20 protein-coding genes are annotated in these 19,865 nt (G+C 56.0%); 16 read left to right on the top strand and 4 right to left on the bottom strand.

Annotated features, from left to right (window positions below; translation table 11 throughout):
- Positions 1-59: 59 nt before the first annotated feature.
- Entirely contained in the window at positions 60-1,856 is a 1,797-nt protein-coding gene (locus tag AC2D8O_RS09095) for a tetratricopeptide repeat protein (protein WP_484678505.1), read from the bottom strand.
- 171 nt (positions 1,857-2,027) lie between these two features.
- On the opposite strand from AC2D8O_RS09095, the gene AC2D8O_RS09090 reads away from it, so the two are divergent.
- The gene (locus AC2D8O_RS09090; RefSeq protein WP_484678504.1) at positions 2,028-2,252 is read left to right on the top strand and encodes a fructose-6-phosphate aldolase; all 225 of its coding nucleotides are present in this window, start codon (positions 2,028-2,030) and stop codon (positions 2,250-2,252) included.
- Between the two features lie 20 nt (positions 2,253-2,272).
- Positions 2,273-2,953, top strand: a complete 681-nt coding sequence (locus tag AC2D8O_RS09085; RefSeq protein WP_484678503.1) for a cell division ATP-binding protein FtsE — start codon at positions 2,273-2,275, stop codon at positions 2,951-2,953.
- 4 nt (positions 2,954-2,957) lie between these two features.
- Here AC2D8O_RS09085 and AC2D8O_RS09080 read toward each other — a convergent pair whose 3' ends face one another.
- Positions 2,958-3,500, bottom strand: coding sequence for an RNA methyltransferase (locus AC2D8O_RS09080; protein ID WP_484678502.1), 543 nt, complete (start codon positions 3,498-3,500; stop codon positions 2,958-2,960).
- A 106-nt stretch (positions 3,501-3,606) separates the two neighbouring features.
- Between AC2D8O_RS09080 and mutS the strand changes: the two genes are divergently transcribed.
- A complete protein-coding gene (gene mutS / locus AC2D8O_RS09075) occupies positions 3,607-6,234 on the top strand; it encodes a DNA mismatch repair protein MutS (RefSeq protein WP_484678501.1) in 2,628 nt (875 codons plus the stop codon).
- Between the two features lie 7 nt (positions 6,235-6,241).
- On the opposite strand, the gene AC2D8O_RS09070 is transcribed toward mutS, so the two are convergent.
- Positions 6,242-7,132, bottom strand: coding sequence for a hypothetical protein (locus tag AC2D8O_RS09070; protein ID WP_484678500.1), 891 nt, complete (start codon positions 7,130-7,132; stop codon positions 6,242-6,244).
- Positions 7,133-7,185: 53 nt separating this feature from the next.
- Positions 7,186-7,872, bottom strand: a complete 687-nt coding sequence (locus tag AC2D8O_RS09065; protein ID WP_484678499.1) for a peptidase associated/transthyretin-like domain-containing protein — start codon at positions 7,870-7,872, stop codon at positions 7,186-7,188.
- Between the two features lie 117 nt (positions 7,873-7,989).
- Here AC2D8O_RS09065 and AC2D8O_RS09060 point away from each other — a divergent pair, with 117 nt between their 5' ends.
- The 13 genes from AC2D8O_RS09060 (at position 7,990) to AC2D8O_RS09000 (ending at position 19,735) form a co-directional block, all read left to right on the top strand.
- Positions 7,990-8,478, top strand: a complete 489-nt coding sequence (locus tag AC2D8O_RS09060) for a thioredoxin family protein (RefSeq protein ID WP_484678498.1) — start codon at positions 7,990-7,992, stop codon at positions 8,476-8,478.
- Between the two features lie 9 nt (positions 8,479-8,487).
- A complete protein-coding gene (locus tag AC2D8O_RS09055; RefSeq protein ID WP_484678497.1) occupies positions 8,488-10,452 on the top strand; it encodes an AAA domain-containing protein in 1,965 nt (654 codons plus the stop codon).
- Between the two features lie 46 nt (positions 10,453-10,498).
- Positions 10,499-11,296: a glycosyltransferase family 2 protein gene (locus tag AC2D8O_RS09050; protein ID WP_484678496.1), complete on the top strand. Its 798-nt coding sequence runs from the start codon at positions 10,499-10,501 to the stop codon at positions 11,294-11,296.
- The gene (locus tag AC2D8O_RS09045; protein ID WP_484678495.1) at positions 11,293-12,312 is read left to right on the top strand and encodes a glycosyltransferase family 9 protein; all 1,020 of its coding nucleotides are present in this window, start codon (positions 11,293-11,295) and stop codon (positions 12,310-12,312) included. The genes AC2D8O_RS09050 and AC2D8O_RS09045 overlap by 4 nt, the downstream gene beginning before the upstream one ends.
- 7 nt (positions 12,313-12,319) lie before the next feature.
- On the top strand, positions 12,320-12,775 hold the full coding sequence (locus AC2D8O_RS09040) for an RNase H family protein (RefSeq protein ID WP_484678494.1): 456 nt from the start codon (positions 12,320-12,322) through the stop codon (positions 12,773-12,775).
- A gap of 67 nt (positions 12,776-12,842) precedes the next feature.
- The gene (gene scpB / locus AC2D8O_RS09035; RefSeq protein WP_484678493.1) at positions 12,843-13,469 is read left to right on the top strand and encodes an SMC-Scp complex subunit ScpB; all 627 of its coding nucleotides are present in this window, start codon (positions 12,843-12,845) and stop codon (positions 13,467-13,469) included.
- Entirely contained in the window at positions 13,390-15,018 is a 1,629-nt protein-coding gene (locus tag AC2D8O_RS09030; RefSeq protein ID WP_484678492.1) for a pseudouridine synthase, read from the top strand. Before scpB ends, AC2D8O_RS09030 begins: the two co-directional genes overlap by 80 nt.
- A 173-nt stretch (positions 15,019-15,191) precedes the next feature.
- On the top strand, positions 15,192-16,082 hold the full coding sequence (locus AC2D8O_RS09025) for a MotA/TolQ/ExbB proton channel family protein (protein ID WP_484678491.1): 891 nt from the start codon (positions 15,192-15,194) through the stop codon (positions 16,080-16,082).
- Between the two features lie 3 nt (positions 16,083-16,085).
- Entirely contained in the window at positions 16,086-16,688 is a 603-nt protein-coding gene (locus AC2D8O_RS09020; RefSeq protein ID WP_484678490.1) for an ExbD/TolR family protein, read from the top strand.
- Positions 16,689-16,721: 33 nt separating this feature from the next.
- Entirely contained in the window at positions 16,722-17,327 is a 606-nt protein-coding gene (locus AC2D8O_RS09015; RefSeq protein ID WP_484678489.1) for an ExbD/TolR family protein, read from the top strand.
- Between the two features lie 20 nt (positions 17,328-17,347).
- Positions 17,348-18,163, top strand: coding sequence for an energy transducer TonB (locus AC2D8O_RS09010; protein WP_484678488.1), 816 nt, complete (start codon positions 17,348-17,350; stop codon positions 18,161-18,163).
- A gap of 83 nt (positions 18,164-18,246) precedes the next feature.
- A complete protein-coding gene (locus tag AC2D8O_RS09005; RefSeq protein WP_484678487.1) occupies positions 18,247-18,786 on the top strand; it encodes an energy transducer TonB in 540 nt (179 codons plus the stop codon).
- 115 nt (positions 18,787-18,901) lie between these two features.
- Positions 18,902-19,735 (top strand): energy transducer TonB, encoded by an 834-nt coding sequence (locus AC2D8O_RS09000; protein ID WP_484678486.1) that lies wholly within the window; start codon positions 18,902-18,904, stop codon positions 19,733-19,735.
- Positions 19,736-19,865: the final 130 nt, after the last annotated feature.

Below are 19,865 nucleotides of genomic sequence, written 5' to 3'. Positions count from 1 at the left end.
GCGCCCCGCTGTTGGCGGGGCGCTATGCGTATCTGAGTCAGTCGGAAATCGACAGAGTCTTAGCGGGCAATGGCTGCCTTGAACTCAGCCGAGTTTGCATAAGAGCGGAATTCGAGGTCGCTTGCAGCCTTGGTAGCCAGGGTGGCGTCCAGGGTTACAGCCTGCTTCAGGCTTACAGCCATCAGGTTCGTGTCACCACTGCGGGCACCGAGGATAGCCAGCACATAGTGTGCCCAGGCATTTTCCTTGTTGCCACGTACTTCGGCATCCAGGTCGCTCTTGGAACCAGCGAGGTCGTTGGAGAGCAGCTTGGCCAGACCAGCGTTGTAGCGGCCACCTTTCACGTCCTTGGCTTCGTCGAAGTAGGCAGCAGCCTTGGTGTAGTTGGCACGCTTGTGCTCACGAACGCCCAGTACGAAGGCAGCTTCGGGAGACTTCTGTACCTGGTAAGACTTCTCAGCAAAAGCGTAAGCATCTTCCCAGTTGCCGCGGGCCATCTGGATGTTCGACAGGTTGTTCAGGATGATGGGGTCATTGGCACGCTTGGTGTTGGCAGCGCTGAACGCCTCATAAGCCTTATCCTTCTGGTTGTTGTAGGCGTAGTATGCACCGAGGTTGTTGTGGCCACGGTAGTCATCGGGGTAGGCACGTACGTAGGCTTCGCTCAGTTTGATCTTGTTCTCGAGCGAGCTCTGTGAACGGATTACGAAGAGGAACTCGTCTTGTGACAGGGCACGACGGACAGAGTCTTCTGATACAGTACCTGCGATGAAACCGTTGATGATGCCAGCCAGTACGTCGATGGAACGTGACTTGGTCTCAGCTTCCATCATGATGGTAGCACGACGGAGGGGAGCCAGAATTTTCTCAACCTTGTTGGCGCCGCCTACGAGAGCCATGATCTTGCGCTCTTTCTCATCTTCTTCGTAGCCAGCGCTAACGATTTCGATGATCTGACGCTTGATATCTTCGCTGTAGCTGGTCTGGTCAAGGTTAGCCTTGAAACCTTCCCAGTCTTCGCTGGTGGTGGTGATGGCAAAGAAGCTGCTGTCGAGATAGGCGGTGTAGCCGTTCTTCTTCAGCTGCTCGATAAGCCACTTCTGCACTTCGCGGCTACGGTTGATAGACAGCATCTGGTTGCGGGCGAAGGCACCTTCAGGAGATGCAAAGCCTTGGATGTTGACTTTCTTGGCAGTGTAACCCTTCTTCAGGAATTCACCAATGGCGATGATATCCTCTTGACGATACTGATCGCGCTGGATCTTGAATACGTCCTTGGGGAACTGGAAGCGGGCTTCAGCGTAAACAGGGGTAGTAGCCTTGTAGTTGTCGCCGAAACGCTTGAATCGGTTGGTATCAGCCATGCCGGCAGCATCAGCACCAGCGCCCATAGAGCCGGTGTAGAGCAGACGGGAGGTGGTGATGCAGCATTCGCCCAGCGTGTAGTTGGGAAGTTGGAAGGACTTGCCCTTGCGCTCGTAGCTGCTTTCAACAAGCAGAGTGCCGGGGTTCATCACGTCCTGGTAAGGAGCACCGAACGTTACGGCACGTGAAGCACCGGTTTGTTCAACACCCGGGAAGTCTTCGTAACGCATGGTAACGGTAGACACCTGTACCTTCTGGAGGGTGTCGGCATTGTTACGAATGACCACTTTGCCGTTGTAGGTGATGCCTTTGGCAATGCCCGATTCTTTCTTGGGGGCAATAGAAGCACGGATGGTGCCCTTCACCGAGTCGGCGTGTACTTCCAGCGGACGTGGGCTGACGGAAGCTGTGATGCCCTTGAACTTGGGCGTACAGTTGTACAGGCCCAGCACTGCGGCGGTAAGCAAGCTGGCGTTCAGAATACGCTTCATGGATGGAAACTTGATAGGTGGGACTGGTACGGTTGTGTGATGACCCGTCTTATGGGGCAAAACTAGAAAAAGAATTTCGTATTGCTGTCCGCCTCTGCGCTAATTTTGTGCCAGTTTTGGGCATATTGCTTACGTCTTTCGCCTGAACCAATTTTTTATCCCTAGTCGCAGATGGCACTACGCACTTTTTATGTGTTGAAAGTCAAGGGGAAAGCCAAAATCCCGGATTATATCCAGGTGCGGGACGAGTCCTTTACACTGATCAATTATTTCCGCCCTGGCCGTAGTGGCAAGCATTCCCAACTTGAGGGCGAAGACGCAGTTTATCAACAGATTGAGCTGGCTGCTGAACAGATTCCGTTCGGCGTCATCACTAAACTGGAGCTCGAACTCTGATTTTTTCATCGCCGTAACGCATGTCTTCTACTGCTATTGTTGAATCGCAGGAACTGGCCTTGGAGCTTAGTGGCCGTACGATACTGTCTGGTGTGTCTTTCAGCCAACAAAAGGGTGAATTTGTCTACCTTATTGGACGCACCGGCGCGGGCAAGAGCTCGTTTCTCCGGTTGCTCTACGCCGACCATACGCCCACCAAAGGCCAACTGACGGTCGCCAATTTTTCCCTCAGCAAGATCAAGGATAGCGAGGTGCCGTTTCTCCGCCGTAAGCTCGGCATTGTCTTTCAGGACTTCCAGTTGCTGCCCGACCGTACCATTGCCGAGAATATACTCTTCGCCATGCGTGCCAGTGGCTGGACGGATAGCACCCGAATGAAAGCCCGACTCTCAGAAGTGCTCATGCAGGTGGGGCTTTCCAACAAAGCTGCCAGTTATCCGTATCAACTTTCAGGTGGTGAACAGCAGCGCACGGCCATAGCACGCGCCTTAGTCAATGACCCGGTCCTGCTCATTGCCGACGAGCCTACAGGAAACCTGGACCCCGAGGTGACTGAGCACATCATGGAGATTCTGCACAAAGTGAATCGTGCCGGAACCGCAGTACTCATGGCCACCCATGCCCACGACCTGCTGCAACGCTACCCGGCCCGCGTTATCGAATGCCGCGACCATACTCTGATGGAGCGCTCGGCCAAGTAGCCTCTCAGTGTGTGCGCAGCGCCTGCGACAGCGCATAAAAGGCGATTCCCGCCGCAACCGACACATTCAGACTGTGTTTCGTGCCGAACTGGGGTATCTCCAGTGCGGCATCTGCCAGCGGTAATACGGTGTCACTGACCCCATCTACTTCATTGCCCAGCACCAGTGCCAGCGGTGCGGGTGCCTGTGCCATCTTCCGCGCAAAGGCATCCAACAGGACACTTTCCGTAGTCTGCTCCAGTATCAGCACCTGATAACCCAGTTGCTTCAGGGCGGCTACACACAGACTGGTGTCCGACACATACTCCCAGGCTACGCTTTCGGTGCTGCCCAAGGCCGATTTGTGGATGTCGCGGTTGGGTGGGGTGCCGGTGTAGCCACACAGGTACAGTTTCTCCAGCGAAAAGGCATCGGCGCTGCGAAAGATGGCGCCTACATTGTGCAGGCTCCTGAGGTTATCCAGTACCGCCACCAGTGGGATTTTCTGCTGGTGGCGATATTGTTCCAGGCTGGCACGGTCCAGCTCATCCATCGTCAGTTTGCGCATGTTGCAAAACTAGTGGATAACCTGCCTGTGGGGGAAAACTCCTGCCCCCAATCTGCCATGGGCCGCTGTAATTTTGGTGGTTATCCTGTTATCTCCGGCACATTACATGACTGGCAAACTGAACCTGGGCCTTGACGGCGAACCATTGGTAGCCGCCAACGAAACGCCTTTGATGCGGCAGTACCTGTCCATCAAGGCCAAGTATCCCGGTACCATTCTGCTTTTCCGTGTCGGCGACTTCTATGAAACCTTCGGTGAGGACGCCATCAAGACGGCCGAGATTCTTGGCATCGTGCTGACCAAGCGCGGCAATGGCTCTGCCTCCGAGATTGAACTGGCCGGATTTCCCCACCACTCGCTGGAGACCTATCTGCCCAAACTGGTGCGTGCCGGTGCACGGGTAGCAGTGTGCGACCAGTTAGAAGACCCCAAGCAGGCCAAAGGCATTGTCAAACGAGGAGTCACCGAGATAGTAACACCTGGGATAGCCCTGTCTGATTCGCTGCTGGACCGTAAGCGCAACAACTATCTCGCCTCGGTGTTTCAGGCAAAGGCCAGTGGCATGTGGGGTGCAGCATTTCTCGAAATGTCCACCGGCGATTTCTTCTGCCTCACTGCCGATGCGGGCCGGATGGAGAAGCTGCTGGCCGCCCTACAGCCCAAGGAGGTGCTGCTGCCCCGCAACGACATCAAGACCTTTCGGGAACGCTACGGCGATGACTACTATACTTATCGGCTGGAGGACTGGGTGTTTGAGTCGGCTTTTGCCGAGCAGCACCTGTTGCGCCATTTCAAAGTTGCCAGCCTCAAGGGCTTCGGGCTGGATGAAGAGCCGCTGGGGGCTCTGGCGGCAGGGGTATTGCTCCATTACCTACAGGAGAACGAGCAGCACCGCCTGGGGCACATATCCCGCATTTACCGCTTCGAGGACAACAGCCACCTGTTTCTTGACCGCTTCACGTTGCGGAATCTGGAGCTGCTGGCCCCTCTGCATCCCGATGGCCGCGCCTTTGCCGACATGCTCGACGAGACGCTATCGCCAATGGGCGCACGTCTACTCCGGCGCTGGGTCAGTTTCCCCTTGATTGACCTTGCGGCCATACGCCAGCGGCATGCGGCGGTTGGGGCGCTGCTGCAGAACGACGCACTGCGTGCCAAAACCCGCCAATTGCTCCAGCGTTTCAGCGACCTCGAACGCCTGTGCGCCAAACTCGCTACCGGACGCATCAATCCGCGCGAGTGCAGTTTCCTACGGGCATCGCTCGAGCTGGTAGCACCGCTGCAGGAACTGCTGCACCTCGCCCAGACCGACGCCCTCAGCCATCTAGTGCGTGCTTTTCCAGATATACATGAGCCCCTCCAGCTGCTGCGCACGCAAATGGAAGACGATTGCCCGGCCAATCTGGCGGCGGGCGGTGTCATTCGCACTGGCTTCTCCGCAGAACTGGACGAACTGCGAACCCTGCGCTCCAACTCCGCCGATGTGTTGGAGCAGATGCGCCGCCGCGAAATGGAACGTACGGGCATCTCCTCGCTGAAAGTAGCGTACAACAAGGTCTTTGGCTATTACATCGAGATTACCAACGCCCACAAGGACCGTGTGCCCGCTGATTACATCCGCAAGCAGACACTCACTGGCGCCGAGCGTTACATCACGCCCGAGCTGAAGGTATATGAGGAGCGCATCCTAACGGCGGAGGAGAAGCTGTTACGACTCGAGACCGAGCTCTTTGAAAGGGTAGTGCAGCAGTTGCAGCCTTGGGTGCAGACGCTTCAACTGGTGGCGCAGCGGGTGGCGGAAGTTGACGTATTGCAGGGCTTGGCCCAAGCCGCACAGACCTGGAACTATGTGTGCCCAGAGATGGGCACCGACGACCGCCTCGACATCACCGAAGGGCGCCACCCCGTCATCGAACGGCTGCTTCCACGCGACACCCCCTACATCCCCAACGACCTGCAACTGGACAATCAGGCGCGGCAGATCTGCATTGTAACCGGGCCCAACATGGCAGGTAAATCAGCGCTGCTGCGCCAGACGGCGCTGATTGTGCTGATGGCCCAGATGGGTTCCTATGTGCCAGCAAAGGCAGCCTATGTGGGGTTGGTAGACCGCATCTTTACCCGCGTGGGGGCCTCCGACAACCTCGCTGCTGGCGAGAGTACCTTCATGGTGGAGATGAACGAAGCGGCGCGCATACTCAACAACGCAACTTCCCGCAGCCTGATTCTGCTGGACGAAATTGGCCGGGGCACCAGCACCTATGATGGCGTTTCCATTGCCTGGGCTATTGTTGAGTATCTGCACAACCAGGACCGCTGCGCTGCCAAGACACTCTTCGCCACCCACTACCACGAACTGGCCGACCTGGCCGATGAGTTGCCGCGCGTTTTCAATTCGCACGTGGCGGTGAAAGAAGTGGATGGGCGCATTCTGTTTCTGCGCAAACTGCTGCCGGGCAGTAGTGAGCACAGTTTCGGTATTCAGGTGGCCGAAATGGCCGGTATGCCTGGCTCGGTGGTGCAACGGGCCAAGCAGCTGCTGGCACACTTTGAGGCCATGCATCGTCCCGATAAAGGGCATGGCACTCCCAGGCCGCAGCCAGTACAGGTAAACACTCCGGAACTGGGCAGGCTGAAGCACCTGCTTGCTGGGCTCGATACTGACCGTATGACGCCCGTGGAGGCGCTGCTGAAGCTGCGAGAGGTACAGCAGTGGCTGGAGCGTAACGCCTGAACCGAGGTTATTCCACTCGGATGCTCGAAAACTTCAGGCGCTTGACGCGGCCAAAGTGCATTTCCTCGGGTTCTTCCTGCAACTGACGTAGTTGGCCCGCAGTGAAAAAGAGGCCACCTATGAGTTGTGGCTCGCCAATGTCTTCCACGTCCACTACATAGAGGCCAATCTCATCCAGCTCGGAGAGATACACCACCGGCGAGACGCCGGTCCAGGTGCCAGTTAGGGTGTTGCGCCGTTCTTCCGACTGATAGGGAATGCTTTGAAGACGCAGGCTCTCCAGGCGAATCTGCCAGGCGATATCCGGCAGCTGTCGATCGTTGTTGCCAACGCGTAGGGGGGTATCCCAGGTGGTGCCAGCGGCATCCATTGCCTCTACTTCAGCTTCGGCTATGCCCAATTGCACACGATACATGCGGGGCATCTCGTAGCGGAAAGTGCCTTCGCGCTCGTCATAGGCGTTCAATACTTCAGCGGCCTCGCGCAGGTTGCGCTTTATTCGCACCCGTACCTTCAGCATATGCGCGCCTTCGGGTAGCTCCAATGCATGGAATGGCAGAAAAACCTGCTGCAGGGATGTGGCTGGCGATTTGGAGAGGTCGATTGTTGCAAATACCCGAAAGTTGCCCTGGGCGTCGGTATAGGCTTCACCTGAACCCGGGCGGGCACGCAGGTAGCTGCCATTGGCGTCCACCAGATACACGGCCAACTGACCTTCTTTGAAAAGCGCATTGACAGGACCAGTGTAGACACTCTCGAACCGGATTTCTACTCCACGGACCCGGTTGGCCACCACCTGCTGCAAGGCCTCTATCCGCTGTATGCTCACCTGTTCGGTTTGGGCAAAGGCAGCAAAAGGCAGCAGCGCTGCAAATAATCCAATCAGTTTACCTTTCATAACAGCAATAGGACGTAGTGGAGCAGAGGAGGTTTAACGGCTGGGGCGACGGCTTACTTCTCGTCGGGCCAGTAGTTGTAGGACTTCTCGCGCTTCTGCTTCGACTTGGTGCCGATGTAGTCAATAAGACGGAACACTGCTACAGCATCCAAAAGCGGTACCTGCTGCGGCGTGCCCCGCTGGCGGTATAGCGCTTCGTAGCGTCGCTGGGCCACAGCCGCCCGGTCGGCATCGTTCTGCGGCAGATCGTTCATCATGTAAGCAATGAGTTCTGGCGACACATTCCGCTGCGCCAGTTTGGCTGGGTCGTCTGGCATCATCGGCACGTTCAGCATGGCAGTCTTCAGCTCCTGTGCGTTGCTGTATGGGTAAATGTTTACCAGTGGCAGTTCAATGTCGTCAGAGGCCAGATACTGAATCGTGTAGATATACTGGCTCTGCTTGTCGCCCTGGTACTGCTTCAGGTATTCGCTCACCACCAGCATGCCCCGCTTGTAGCCCAGGCGCTCAAAGTAAAGGGTGTCGCCAGCGATTACCGGAATGCTGAAGAAGCCATTTTCGTCAGCAACCGTGCGCCTGCGGGTCTGGCCAATACGTACACGCGTGAAGCTCAGTGGCTCATCTTTTTTGTCAGACAGAATCATGCCTGACAGCTGATACACCACTTCGGTGGTTTGGGCAAAAAGCGCGGCCGGGGCCAGCATGGCCACTGCAAACAGGAAAATCAGAAGACGCTTCATCGAAGGCAAAATACATGAAAGCTCATTCCAGTTCCTAGAACGCTGGCATATTTGGCCACTATTGCATGAATTAGACTGTTCTAACGTTTATATTGCACAAACAGACAATAGCAAGCCGTGAAGAAACTGTTCCTGATCCTGCCCTTTCTTGTTGCATTTTCTGGCCTTAAAGCCCAGGAGATGAGGTTTCATAGTGGCAATTGGGCCAGCCTGTTGGAAGCTGCCAAGAAGCAGGGCAAGCCGTTCTTCGTTGATTTTTACGCCGACTGGTGTGGCCCCTGCAAGTTGATGGCGCGTACCACATTCGCAGATGAAAAGGTGGTGGATTTTGCTGGCCAGCATTTCATCGCCTACAAGCTGAATGCAGAAGAAGGTGAAGGCATACGCCTGGCAAGCCAGTACAACATTGAGGGCTATCCGACGGTAGTTTTCTTTGACCGCAACGGCAAGGAGATCAATCGGGTAATCGGCTACCAGAACGCCGAGTCGTTCCTGCGCGCCCTGCAGCGGTTCTCTGGCCAGAAACTTGGCTCAAATGAAGGGCGTACCATGCAGCGGGCTACGCCTGCCCAACGTGCTGCACTCAGTGTCCTTTTCGCCCGTTAAGGCTGCCCTGTGGCCGAACTTCTGAACGATGCCCAGCGGGAGATTGCCCGCATGGCCGAGTTGTTGAAGATTGAAGAGGAGGAAGATCGCCGACAGTACACTGAAAAGGTGCTGCTCACTCCTCTGGCTGAACGCGTAAAACAGGGTTCCTGCTGGTATCCGCTGCGTTGGCGCGATACCCATCTGGGCCCAGGCGATACATTGATGGTAACGCTTGCGCCTATGGGGCAGGGTAGGCCCGAGTCGCTGAACCGCAATTCTTTTCAGCCGGGACAGGTGGTGAGTCTGTTCTGGGATTCTTCCAGCCACAAACGAAATCCTTCAGCTACTGGCGTGGTAGCACGGGTGTCGCCTGAAGAAATCACCATTGCACTGCACGGCGATGAGGAGCCAGAATGGCTCGACAATGCCCCACTAGGGCTGGATGCCTTTTACGATGACCGCAGCTACCGGGAGATGGAAGCTGCACTCAGGGTAGTGCAGCGGGCCGACACCGGCCGCGTAGCCGATTTGCGCTCGGTAATGCTGGGTTACAGCCAGGCACGGTTCGACCGCCCCGAGAAACGCTGTTTTGCCGAACACCTGAACGACTCCCAGCGACAGGCAGTCGATTTTGCCCTGTCCGCATTGGATGGCGCTTTCCTCCTGGGCCCGCCCGGCACAGGCAAAACCACCACGTTGGTAGAGGCCATCCGTTTGGCAGCGCAGGCCGAGGGGCAGGTACTGGTGTGCGCAGCCAGCAACACAGCCGTTGACGTTCTGGCCGAGCGTCTCAGCAACCGTGGCCTGAATGTCCTGCGGCTGGGGCACCCGGTTCGGGTAAACGAGCAGCTGCTGAGCCTGACACTCGACGCCCGCATTGATGCCCACCCCGCGCAGGCCGAGTGGAAGAAGCTGCTGAAGCTGGCCGAGCAGGCACAGGCCAAGGCGGCTAAATACAAACGCAGTTTTGGACCAGCGGAGAAGCGCGCCCGCGCCGAAGCCTACACCGAGTCGAAACTGCTTCGAAAGGATGCCGAGCGCATCGAACGCTACATCATGCAGGATGTCTTGGGCGGCGCACAGGCCATTTGCTGTACGCTCACGGGCGCTGCCGCCATGATGATCCGCGATATGCGGTTCCGCACAGTCTTCATAGACGAAGCGGCGCAGGCCATGGAGCCGGCCAACTGGATACCGCTGCTCAAGGCAGAAAGGGTCATTTTCGCGGGCGACCCCTTCCAGTTGCCGCCTACCGTCAAAAGCCCGGAAGCCGCAGCAGCAGGCCTTTCCGTGAGCCTGGCCGAGAAGTTCCTGCAACGACAGTCGGTACGCGACCGTACAGTATGGCAGATGTTGCAGGTGCAGTATCGCATGCACGCCGATATCATGGCCTTCCCCAACCATCACTTTTATGGTGATCAGCTGAAGGCTTCCCGCTCTGTGGCGGCCCGTCTGCTGCCTTTTGCCACGCCACCAGCGGCAGTAGAATACCTCGACACGGCCGGCTGTGGGTTCGACGACGAAACCAGTGAGGTCACCCTCAGCACCAGCAACCCCTCCGAGGCAGCGTTTGTGCTCAGGCACCTGGAGGGCTTCGTTGCCGAACATCTGGAAGAGATTCAGGCCCGTAACCTATCCATCGGTCTCATTGCCCCCTACGGTGATCAGGTGGCTATCTTCCGCCGCGAGGTGTCCCGCTCGCCAGTACTCAGCCAATTGGGGCGACAGCTTTCGGTGCGCACCATCGATGGCTTTCAGGGCCAGGAACGCGATGTCATCTATCTGTCGCTGGTGCGCAGCAACGCCAGCGGAATCATTGGCTTTTTGTCCGATACCCGCCGCATGAACGTGGCACTTACTCGGGCCAAGTCCCGACTGGTGGTAGTGGGCGATTCAGCTACACTTTGCAGCCATCCATTCTACGCGGCGCTAATCGAGCACTACCAGCAGACGGGTGTGTATCGATCTGCCTGGGAAACGGGTTTGGTCTAGGCCGGGCGTTTCGTAATTTCAGGCCGCCAACCCCCTTTACAGCTGGATGCAGAAGCACCCCGTACAGCTTTCGGCTGTGATTATCACGAAAAACGAGGAGAAGAACATCGCTCGGTGTCTGGATTCACTTCTGGACATTGCGGACGATGTGCTGGTGGTAGATTCTTTCTCAACTGACCGCACCGAAGAGCTGGTGCGCAACCACCCACTGAAGCCCCGTTTTCTCCAGAACCCGTTCGAGGGTCACATCCAGCAGAAGCAGTTTGCGCTTGACCACGCCCTGTTCGACCACGTGGTTTCGCTGGATGCCGACGAGGCACTGGATGCCCAGTTGCGCGCCTCACTGCTGGCAGCGAAGACCAATTGGACACACGATGGCTACCGCATGAATCGGTTGACCTCGTATTGCGGCCAGTGGATACGGCATGGTGGCTGGTATCCCGACCGTAAAATCAGGGTATTTGACCGCCGCCAGGGCTATTGGACGGGCGATAACCCACACGACTATGTGCAGATGAAGCCCGGTGCCGCTGTTGGCTACCTTAAGGGGGATATTCTGCACTATACCTACTACTCCATCACCGAGCACATTGCACAGGCTAACCGCTTTACCGACATCTCGGTGCAGGTAATGCTGAAAGCTGGCAAAAAGCCCAGTTGGTTCAAGCTCATTTTCAGCCCCATGTTCAAGTTCCTGCGCGATTATGTCATCCGCATGGGCTTTCTGGATGGCCTCAACGGACTGATCATTGCATCGGTATCAGCTCAGGCTGCATTTCTTAAGTATGCCAAGCATATCACTGCGATACGCCAGGCCCGCAACTCATCCCAGTCTTCATCATGACCCTCTCAGGCGCCCCCTGCATTCTTATCAGTAGGCCCGACGCCATTGGCGATGTCGTGCTGACGCTGCCCCTCGCTGGTTTTATCAAGGAGTGCATGCCCCAGGTAACAGTGGCTTTTCTGGGGCGCAGCTACACCCGCCCGGTCATAGAGGCCTGCCGGTATGTGGATGTGTTTCTGGATTACGACGAAGTAAAAGCAGATCCTGGCGCCATCGAGCGGCCCCGCCCCGATATCATTTTACACGTGCTGCCCGACAAATGGGTGGCGCGCCGTGCGGCAGCTGCCCGTATCAAGAAACGAATTGGAACGGCGCATCGACTGCACCACTGGCTGTATTGTAATCACCTGGTCTGGTTCTCCCGTCGCAATTCCGACCTTCATGAGGCGCAGTTGAACTTCAAGTTGCTGCAGCCCCTTGGACTGCCCGACTCCGTTCCGTTGGCATCCATCCCATTGCTGTATGGCCTATCGCCACAGGTAGCTTTCCCGGCCGAGTTCACTGCGGCCATGCACGATGGCCGGTTTCAGTTGGTGCTGCACCCCAAGTCGGCAGGGAGTGCCCGAGAGTGGCCCATGAAGCATTGGCTGGAACTTGCGCGAATGCTGCCGCCAGAGGCCTTCCAGTTATGGATTACCGGCACCGAAGCCGAAGGCCAACATATTGCCCGCGAATGTCCGGCGCTGCTGGCCCTGCCGAATGTTCAGAACGTTACAGGCCGTATGTCCCTGGCCCAGCTGATTGCTTTCCTGAACGACGCGGATGGAGTGATAGCAGCCAGCACAGGCCCGCTCCACATTGCTTCGGCCCTTGGCCGCAATGTGTTGGGGCTGTTCCCGCCCATCAGGCCCATGCATCCAGGTCGCTGGGCCCCCGTAGGACTGAAGGCCCGCCATCTTGTACTCGATAAGTCCTGTGACGACTGCCGTTCAGGTGGCACATGCATCTGCATGTCGGCGCTGTCAGCGGCCGAGGTCCAGTCGGTTGTGCTCGAATGGGCTGCCCAGAAAGTGTAATTCTCTCATGTCCAACATTCCAAAGGCAGCTCCTGCCGAAGTTTCCATCTACGTTGACGGCTCCTTTCGCGACGATACCGTAGGCTATGGCGCCGTCATTCTCTCGGGCGACACCATTCTGCATGAGATCTATGGCCCCGTGCGCCCCGAAGACAGCGAAGGTACCCGCCAAGTGGCTGGTGAACTCTTCGCCGTGGGCAACTGCATTCGTTGGTGCCAGAAGCATGGGGTTTTTCGCGCACACATTTTCTACGACTACTTCGGTATAGAAAAGTGGGCCACTGGCGAATGGAAAGCCAACAAGCCCATCACGCAGCGCTACCGTGACTTTATTCGCACCTGCGGCATTCAGATTGTCTGGCACAAGGTAGAGAGCCACACCGGCAACCGCTGGAACGACTACGCCGACGCCCTGGCCAAGCGAGGCGCCGCTGGTTTTCGGCCCGCAGCCCCTGGGGCTTGATTGGAGTTGAGGTAATCAGGACCATTTTGCAATTTTCTTGAGCCTGATGCGTTCTTGACTGGCTTCTATGGCTGAAACCTCTGTTCCTTCACTGCCGCTGATTCTGCAGGCACTCCTTTTCGTGGCGGAAACCCCGCTGTCGGCCGAGGAGTTACAGGCCCAGCTGGCGCTGCAGAAAGAGGTGGAAGTGCCCACAGTCGAGCAGATTGAGGCTGCCATATCCGAGCTGGATGAGCAACTGGATGCACTGCCGGTTGCCTTCTCGCTGAGGCGCATTGCTGGAGGTTTTCAACTGCTGACCCGCCCCGAACTCGCTTCTTTTGTTCAGGTGGCTGCTTTACAGCGGGCGCACAAAAAGCTCTCTCGGGCTGCCCTCGAGACCCTGTCCATCATTGCCTATAAACAACCCGTAACCAGAGCAGAAATCGAGTTCATCCGTGGGGTGAACTGTGACTATGCGCTGCAGAAACTGCTGGAGAAGCAGCTTATTGAACCTGCCGGCCGTGCACAAATGCCAGGCAGACCCCTTTTGTACCGTACAACCCGGCAATTGATGGAGCATTTCGGCATTGCTGGGCCAGAAGACCTTCCAAGACTGCAAGAAATTCAACAAGATGAAGAAGCCCTCAGGGCGCAATTCGAGAACCGAAGCGCCGAACAGCCGGACGAGCAACAGCCGGCACAGCAAGCCTAAAAAGGTATCCAACTTCGGTCGACCGCCCCGTAAAGAATTTGAAGTAGACCGCCCGCAGCGTCGCTTTCAGGAAGATAGATTTGAGGGTGATCGCCCCTCCTTCAACCGCGAGGACCGACCCTTCCGCCGCAACGATGGCTCGGACCGCGCACCGCGCTTTAATCGCGATGACCGCCGCGACGGAGGTCGTCCACCATTCAATCGCGAAGACCGTCCACAGCGCCGCTCCGACGACCGCCCCTTCCGTCGTGAACAGGGTGGCGACCGCGACCGCGCACCTCGCTACAACCGTGACGACCGTCGCGATGGAGGCCGCCCCCCGTTCAACCGCGAAGACCGCCCGCAACGCCGCTCCGATGACCGCCCCTTCCGCCGCGAAGAAGGTGGAGACCGCGCACCACGCTACAACCGTGATGACCGTCGCGACGGAGGCCGCCCGCCGTTCAACCGCGAAGACCGCCCGCAACGCCGCTCCGATGACCGCCCCTTCCGCCGCGAAGAAGGTGGAGACCGCACACCACGCTACAACCGTGACGACCGCCGCGACGGAGGCCACCCGCCGTTCAACCGCGATGACCGCCCGCAACGCCGATCCGATGACCGTCCCTTCCGTGGGGGCGACCGCGATGGCCGTGGCAGAAAGCCTCAGGGAAAAGGTGGGCCGAGAAAGCCTTTCTATGAGAAGTTCACCGGCAATGACCAGCCACAAGGCGACTATGTTCCCAGCCGTATGGCCAAAGCCCGTGGCTACAAGGTGCAGGAAGACGAATACGAAGAACGTCCACGCCGCCGCTGGAAAGAGGAAGTAGAAGAAGTGGACATGCCCGGGCCAGTAACCGGTGTCATTCGCCTCAATCGTTACATCGCTCTGAGTGGGGTTTGCTCGCGCCGCCAGGCCGACGAGCTAATTCTCGAAGGCAAGGTGAAGGTAAACGGCGAAGTGGCCACCGAACTGGGCATGAAGGTAGACACCGACAAGGATGTCATCCTGCTGAATGGCAAGGCGATACAGCCTCGTAAGTTTGTGTATATCCTGCTCAACAAACCCAAGAATCACCTCAGTACGGTAAGCGACCCTGAGGGCCGCCGAACGGTGATGGATCTGATTGGAGATGCCACCAGCGAGCGCGTATATCCTGTTGGTCGCCTTGATCGTAACACCACGGGGCTGCTGCTACTGACCAACGATGGAGACCTTGCTAAGAAGCTGACGCATCCCAGCCATAACGTCCGCAAGGTGTATGCCGTTCGTCTGGATAAGCCTGTAAAACAGGATGATATGCAGAAGCTGCTGGAGGGCATCGAGCTGGAAGACGGCCCTGCAAACGTGGACCGTATTGACTACATCGAAGGTGCCGACGCGAATGAAGTAGGCGTAGAGATTCATTCTGGCCGTAACCGCATCGTTCGCCGTATGTTCGAACACCTTGGTTATGAGGTTACTGCACTAGATCGTGTGGCATTTGGCTCGCTGACCAAGAAAGGCCTTAAGCGTGGCTTCTGGCGTGTACTGGAAGAGCGGGAAGTAGGTTATTTGAAGATGCTGTAAGCTCCAGCTTCCGCTGTCAATAACCTAAAGGGCCTACGTACATTCGCTGATAATGCGTTTTGGGGCGTTAATTTTCACCATTCGGGTTGGCTTTTCCCCCCTTGGCTGATATATTGGCGTCCACGTTAAAACATCCTTAACAATCAGTCCGACTTCAAACTCCACCCAACTGTATGGAAAAGAAGCCCGCAGCTACCGCTGGTAAAACCGCCGTTAAGACGGCAAATCCGCTGAAGAACTACTTCGGCGCGCTCGTAATTTTTGGCGCTATCGCCGTAGGTTACATCCTCTACTTCGTAGTTCTGGGTAACCCCGCGAACTTCGAAGGTGGCGACACCACTCATCACCACATCAATACCCTCGGTCTGGTATACAAAGGTGGTCTGCTGGTAGGTATCGCCATTGCGATGCTCCTCATGGTAGTGACCATTACCATCGAGCGCACCATCACCCTGGGCCGCGCCAGTGGCAAAGGCAGCATGGACGTTTTCGTTCAGCGTATCCAGCTCCACCTGGAAAACGACAACATCACCGAGGCCATGAGCGAGTGCGATAAGCAGCGCGGCTCCGTTGGTAATGTCGTGAAGGCTGCCCTCGTTAAGTATGGCGAAATGCACGAAGAGTCCAAGCGTGAAAAGCAGGGCGCTCAGGTTGTAGCATCGCAAGGCTCCAACATCGTTGTTGCCGACGTAAAGGACAAAGAGCAAAAGATGATTGCTATCCAGAAGTCTCTGGAAGAAGCTACTGCGCTCGAGCTCCCCATGCTGCAGAAGCACCTTGTAATCCTCGCTACCATCGTATCAGTTGCTACCCTGGTAGGTCTGATTGGTACCGTACTGGGTATGATCAAGGCCTTCTCGGCTCTTGCCACTGCGGGTGCTCCTGATGCCGTAGCTCTGGCTTCTGGTATCTCTGAGGCTCTGATCAATACGGCTCTCGGTATCTCGACCTCGACCATCGCTACCGTAGCCTACAACTACTTCACCAGCCAAATTGACGAGATGACCTATCGCATCGACGAAGCTGGCTTCTCTATCGTACAAACCTTCAGCGAAAAGCACTAATCCATGCCTAAGGCCCAGATTGCGAAAAAAAGCACGGCCATCGACATGACGCCGATGGTGGATCTGGCCTTTCTGCTGATTACGTTCTTCATGCTGACGGTGAAATTCCGTCCGCAGGAGTCGGTGGAAGTTTCAATCCCCAGCTCCATCGCTGAGACGCCAATCCCGCAGAAGGACCTGATGCAGATTACGGTGTCTAAAGACGGCAGGATTTACTTCTCGGTCTCTGACCAGAATACACGTGAGAGAATGCTGAGCCAGATGGCTTCACGCTATAATCTGCAGCTCACCCAGGACGAAGTGAACACCTTCAAGGTGCTCCCGGACGTTGGTATCGATGTTGGCCGCCTTCAACAGTGGCTGGCGCTCGATCCCGAAAAACGCAAGGAAGCGGCCGCTACGGCGGGCATCCCCTGCGACAGCTCCCGGAACGAACTCTCCGACTGGATCGTGTACGCCCGTCTTTCAAACCCCCAGCTGCGTATTGCAGTGAAGGGTGACGCCGATGCCAATTGGCCTGTTATGCAGCAGGTTATCAATACGTTGCAAGAGCGGAACATCAACAAGTTCAACCTTGTGACCAATACTGAAGCCGTTGCCGAATAATCATTGTTCCACCCTTAAACTTACACCCACAACATGGCTGCAGAAGTAGGTGGTGGCGATGGTGGCCACAAAAAAGGCAAGAAAGGCCGAGGTAAAAAGGGCAACCCCCGCATCGACATGACGCCGATGGTGGATCTCGGGTTCCTCCTCCTCACTTTCTTCGTTCTTACTACGACCATGAACACGCCGGTAACCATGCCGATCGTTGTTCCTGAAAAACCTAAAGAGAATGATCCCCCTCCACCAAAGGTTGCCGAAGGGAAAGTATTGATTCTGATCGTCGACGAAGGCGACAAAATCTTCTGGTACCAAGGCGTTCCCTCGGATGGGTCTCAACCGATTAGCCTGAACACAACGTCCTTCTCCAAGGACGGTGTCCGAAAGGTAATACTCGAGACACGTGCCAAGATCAACGGGCAGTTCGCTACTGCTGCCGATCCCCAGCCGTCGATCGTGCTGATCAAACTCACCACCAAGGCCAAGTACAAGAATGCTGTAGACCTTCTGGACGAGATGGCAATCACTGAGCAGAAGAAATACGCGCTCGTGGATCCTCTCCCCGAAGAACTCAAGCTGATTGATGAATACAAGGCCGCTGTTGGTGGTGGTACTGCCGCAACCCCAAGCAGTATTAATTAATCGCTTTCCACAGTACGCTCATGTCTGTAATCAAAGCAGATCTCGACGAACTGGTATTCAGGGCCCGAAACAAAGCATATGGCTCTTACGAACTTCGCAAGAAGTATGGTAAGTCCACATTAGTCGGGTTTCTGATTGGCTGCTCCGTTTTCACTGTTGCACTCTCGGCACCTCGTATCATCGAGCTGTTGAAGTCTGAAGAAGAAGCCCCAGTTGTTGAGAAGAAGAAGTTCAGCTATGCTGACCTCGCGGATCCCCCACCAGTGAACCGCGACGAGCAGCCCCCGCCACCACCGGATGTGCAGGCTCCGCCGCCACCCGCACGTGCGCAGGTGCAGTTCGTGCCTCCCACTGTAGTGCGTAACGAGGAAGCTCCACCAGAAGCGACTATCGTTAACATTGATACCTTCAAGACCAACGTCGACGCAGGTACACGTACTGTAGAGGGTGATCCAAATGCCGTATTCTCTATCGGCGACGAAGAGGGCGAAGGCACTGGCCCGGTTGAAATTGTCGAAGACAAAGATCCCGAGCCAACCGCTTTCGTACCAGTTGAAAAGGAGCCCGCTCCTGTCAATCTGGATGCAATCAAGAAACTGATTGGCTATCCTCCGATTGCCAAGGAAGCTGGTATTAAAGGCCAGGTTATCGTTCGTATCCTTGTTGACGCTCAGGGCAACTACCTGCGTCACGTGGTGCTGCGTTCGCCTCACCCCAGCCTTGAGAAGGAAGTAGTTGAAAAAATCAAGATGCTGAAGTTTACCCCTGGTATCCAGGGTGGTAAGCCCATCAAGGTTTGGGTTACTATACCCTTCAACTTCCAGTTGCAGAACTAAGAGTTCTTGAAACTCTACGAAGCCAGCCTGAGAACAGGCTGGCTTTTTTATTGCTGATAACCAGTTGATTAGATAGTCATGTTATGAAAATGTTTCCTCACTTGTCCTTCAATGTAAACTCAATGTTAAGAAATAATGTATATTTAAATATGGAAACGGTTAAAGCTGCTTTCCCGGAGCTGAAAGCTGCCGCAAAGCAAACAACAAACTCTCTCAAGCATCGCCTTGTCGGCGCATTGTGCGCCATAATGCTCGCCAGCTTTAGCCTCACTGCCTATGCCCAGGCCTTGGCTGTAGCTGAACCCAATGCAGGGGTTAGCATGTCTGCAACTTCAGTAACTGCTGTTGCCCGTGTTGACAAAGCACCTGTCGCCATTAATATGGAAGCCTTCCTCGCGAGTGTTCTCGTGCCGCAGAATCTGTCGGAAGGTGAGGGGCGTGTTCTCACTCGCTTGCTGGTAGACAAAGAGGGTAACGTTATACAGGCTATTGCAGTCAGTTATAAAAACAAAGACTTGGCCAACGCAATTATTTCCCAGGTCTCCAACCTGAAGTTTCATCCCGCCCGGCTTGGCTCTCAGGACGTTGCTACATGGGTTTCACTTCCGTTCAATCTGAAGTGAGTTCTCCTAAAAGAATGCAAAGCCGGCTGTTGGCCGGCTTTTTTATTGCAATCCAGTTGCGTTTGAGCCTGCGATCTGTTACCTTTTAGTAACCCTAAACCAACCCTTTGGCCTTATGAATCCTACGCCTGAAAACAAGGAAGGACTTCGTGCCGATTTGGACGAGATCGTTTTCGCCCAGCGGAACAAAGCCTATGGGGCATATGCCTTACGCAAGGCATATGCAAAACGAACTGCCAGGGCTTTTGCCTCAGCTGTCGTACTCTTTGCGGGTTTGCTGTCTTTGCCCGCCGCCATTAATGCCCTTCGAGACGAAGCGCTGGAAGTGCCTGTGCCGACAGGTGTAACTGGAGTCCGCGTGGTAACCATCATAGATCCTCCGCCGATTGTAGAGCCCCCAAAGCCTGTACAGCCCCCGCCAACAGACCAACCCCAGCAGATTCGAACCCAGCAGTATGTAAACAATCTGCAGGTAGTCCATAACGAACAGGCGAAACCCGATGCAACCATACCGGATGTAGGCCCTGGCTTGAATCCGGGTTTGCAGGACCAGGATGGGGCAGACACAGGGGTGCCAACAGGCGACCCAGACGGTGCGCCTGCAACAGGCCCTGTAGAAATTGGCATCGAGCCGGAGAAAATCCCTTCTCCAACCGAGTTCTTTGATGGCCAGGTACCGGAAGCATTGAATATGCCCGATTTCAGACGGGCTATGGGGTATCCGATTGCCCTCAAGGAAATGGGTGTGCAGGGAATGGTCACTATGCGCATTCTGGTAGGGAAAGACGGTGCCATACTCAATCATATTGTGTTGGCCTCGCCCCACAAGCTGCTGACGCAGGAAGTGGAAAAGCACCTCGACCTGCTGAAGTTCAAGCCAGGTACGCAGGGTGGGCGTGCGGTTCCGGTTTGGGTTACCATTCCCATCCGGTTCCAGCTCGACCGCTGAGCCATCAGTATATCATGCTCAACAGGCCCTTCGGGGCCTTTTGGCGTTTGGCCGACGTCCTAACCAGATGTCTGTTACCCAATTGGAACTAATCCGGGGCGCTTCTGCCATTGGCTTACTGGAATTCGCT

It is taken from the genome of Pontibacter sp. T17 (genome assembly GCF_057219875.1).
The sequence above is the reverse complement of the archived record's forward strand: the minus strand, read 5'-3'. Positions and strand labels throughout refer to the sequence as shown.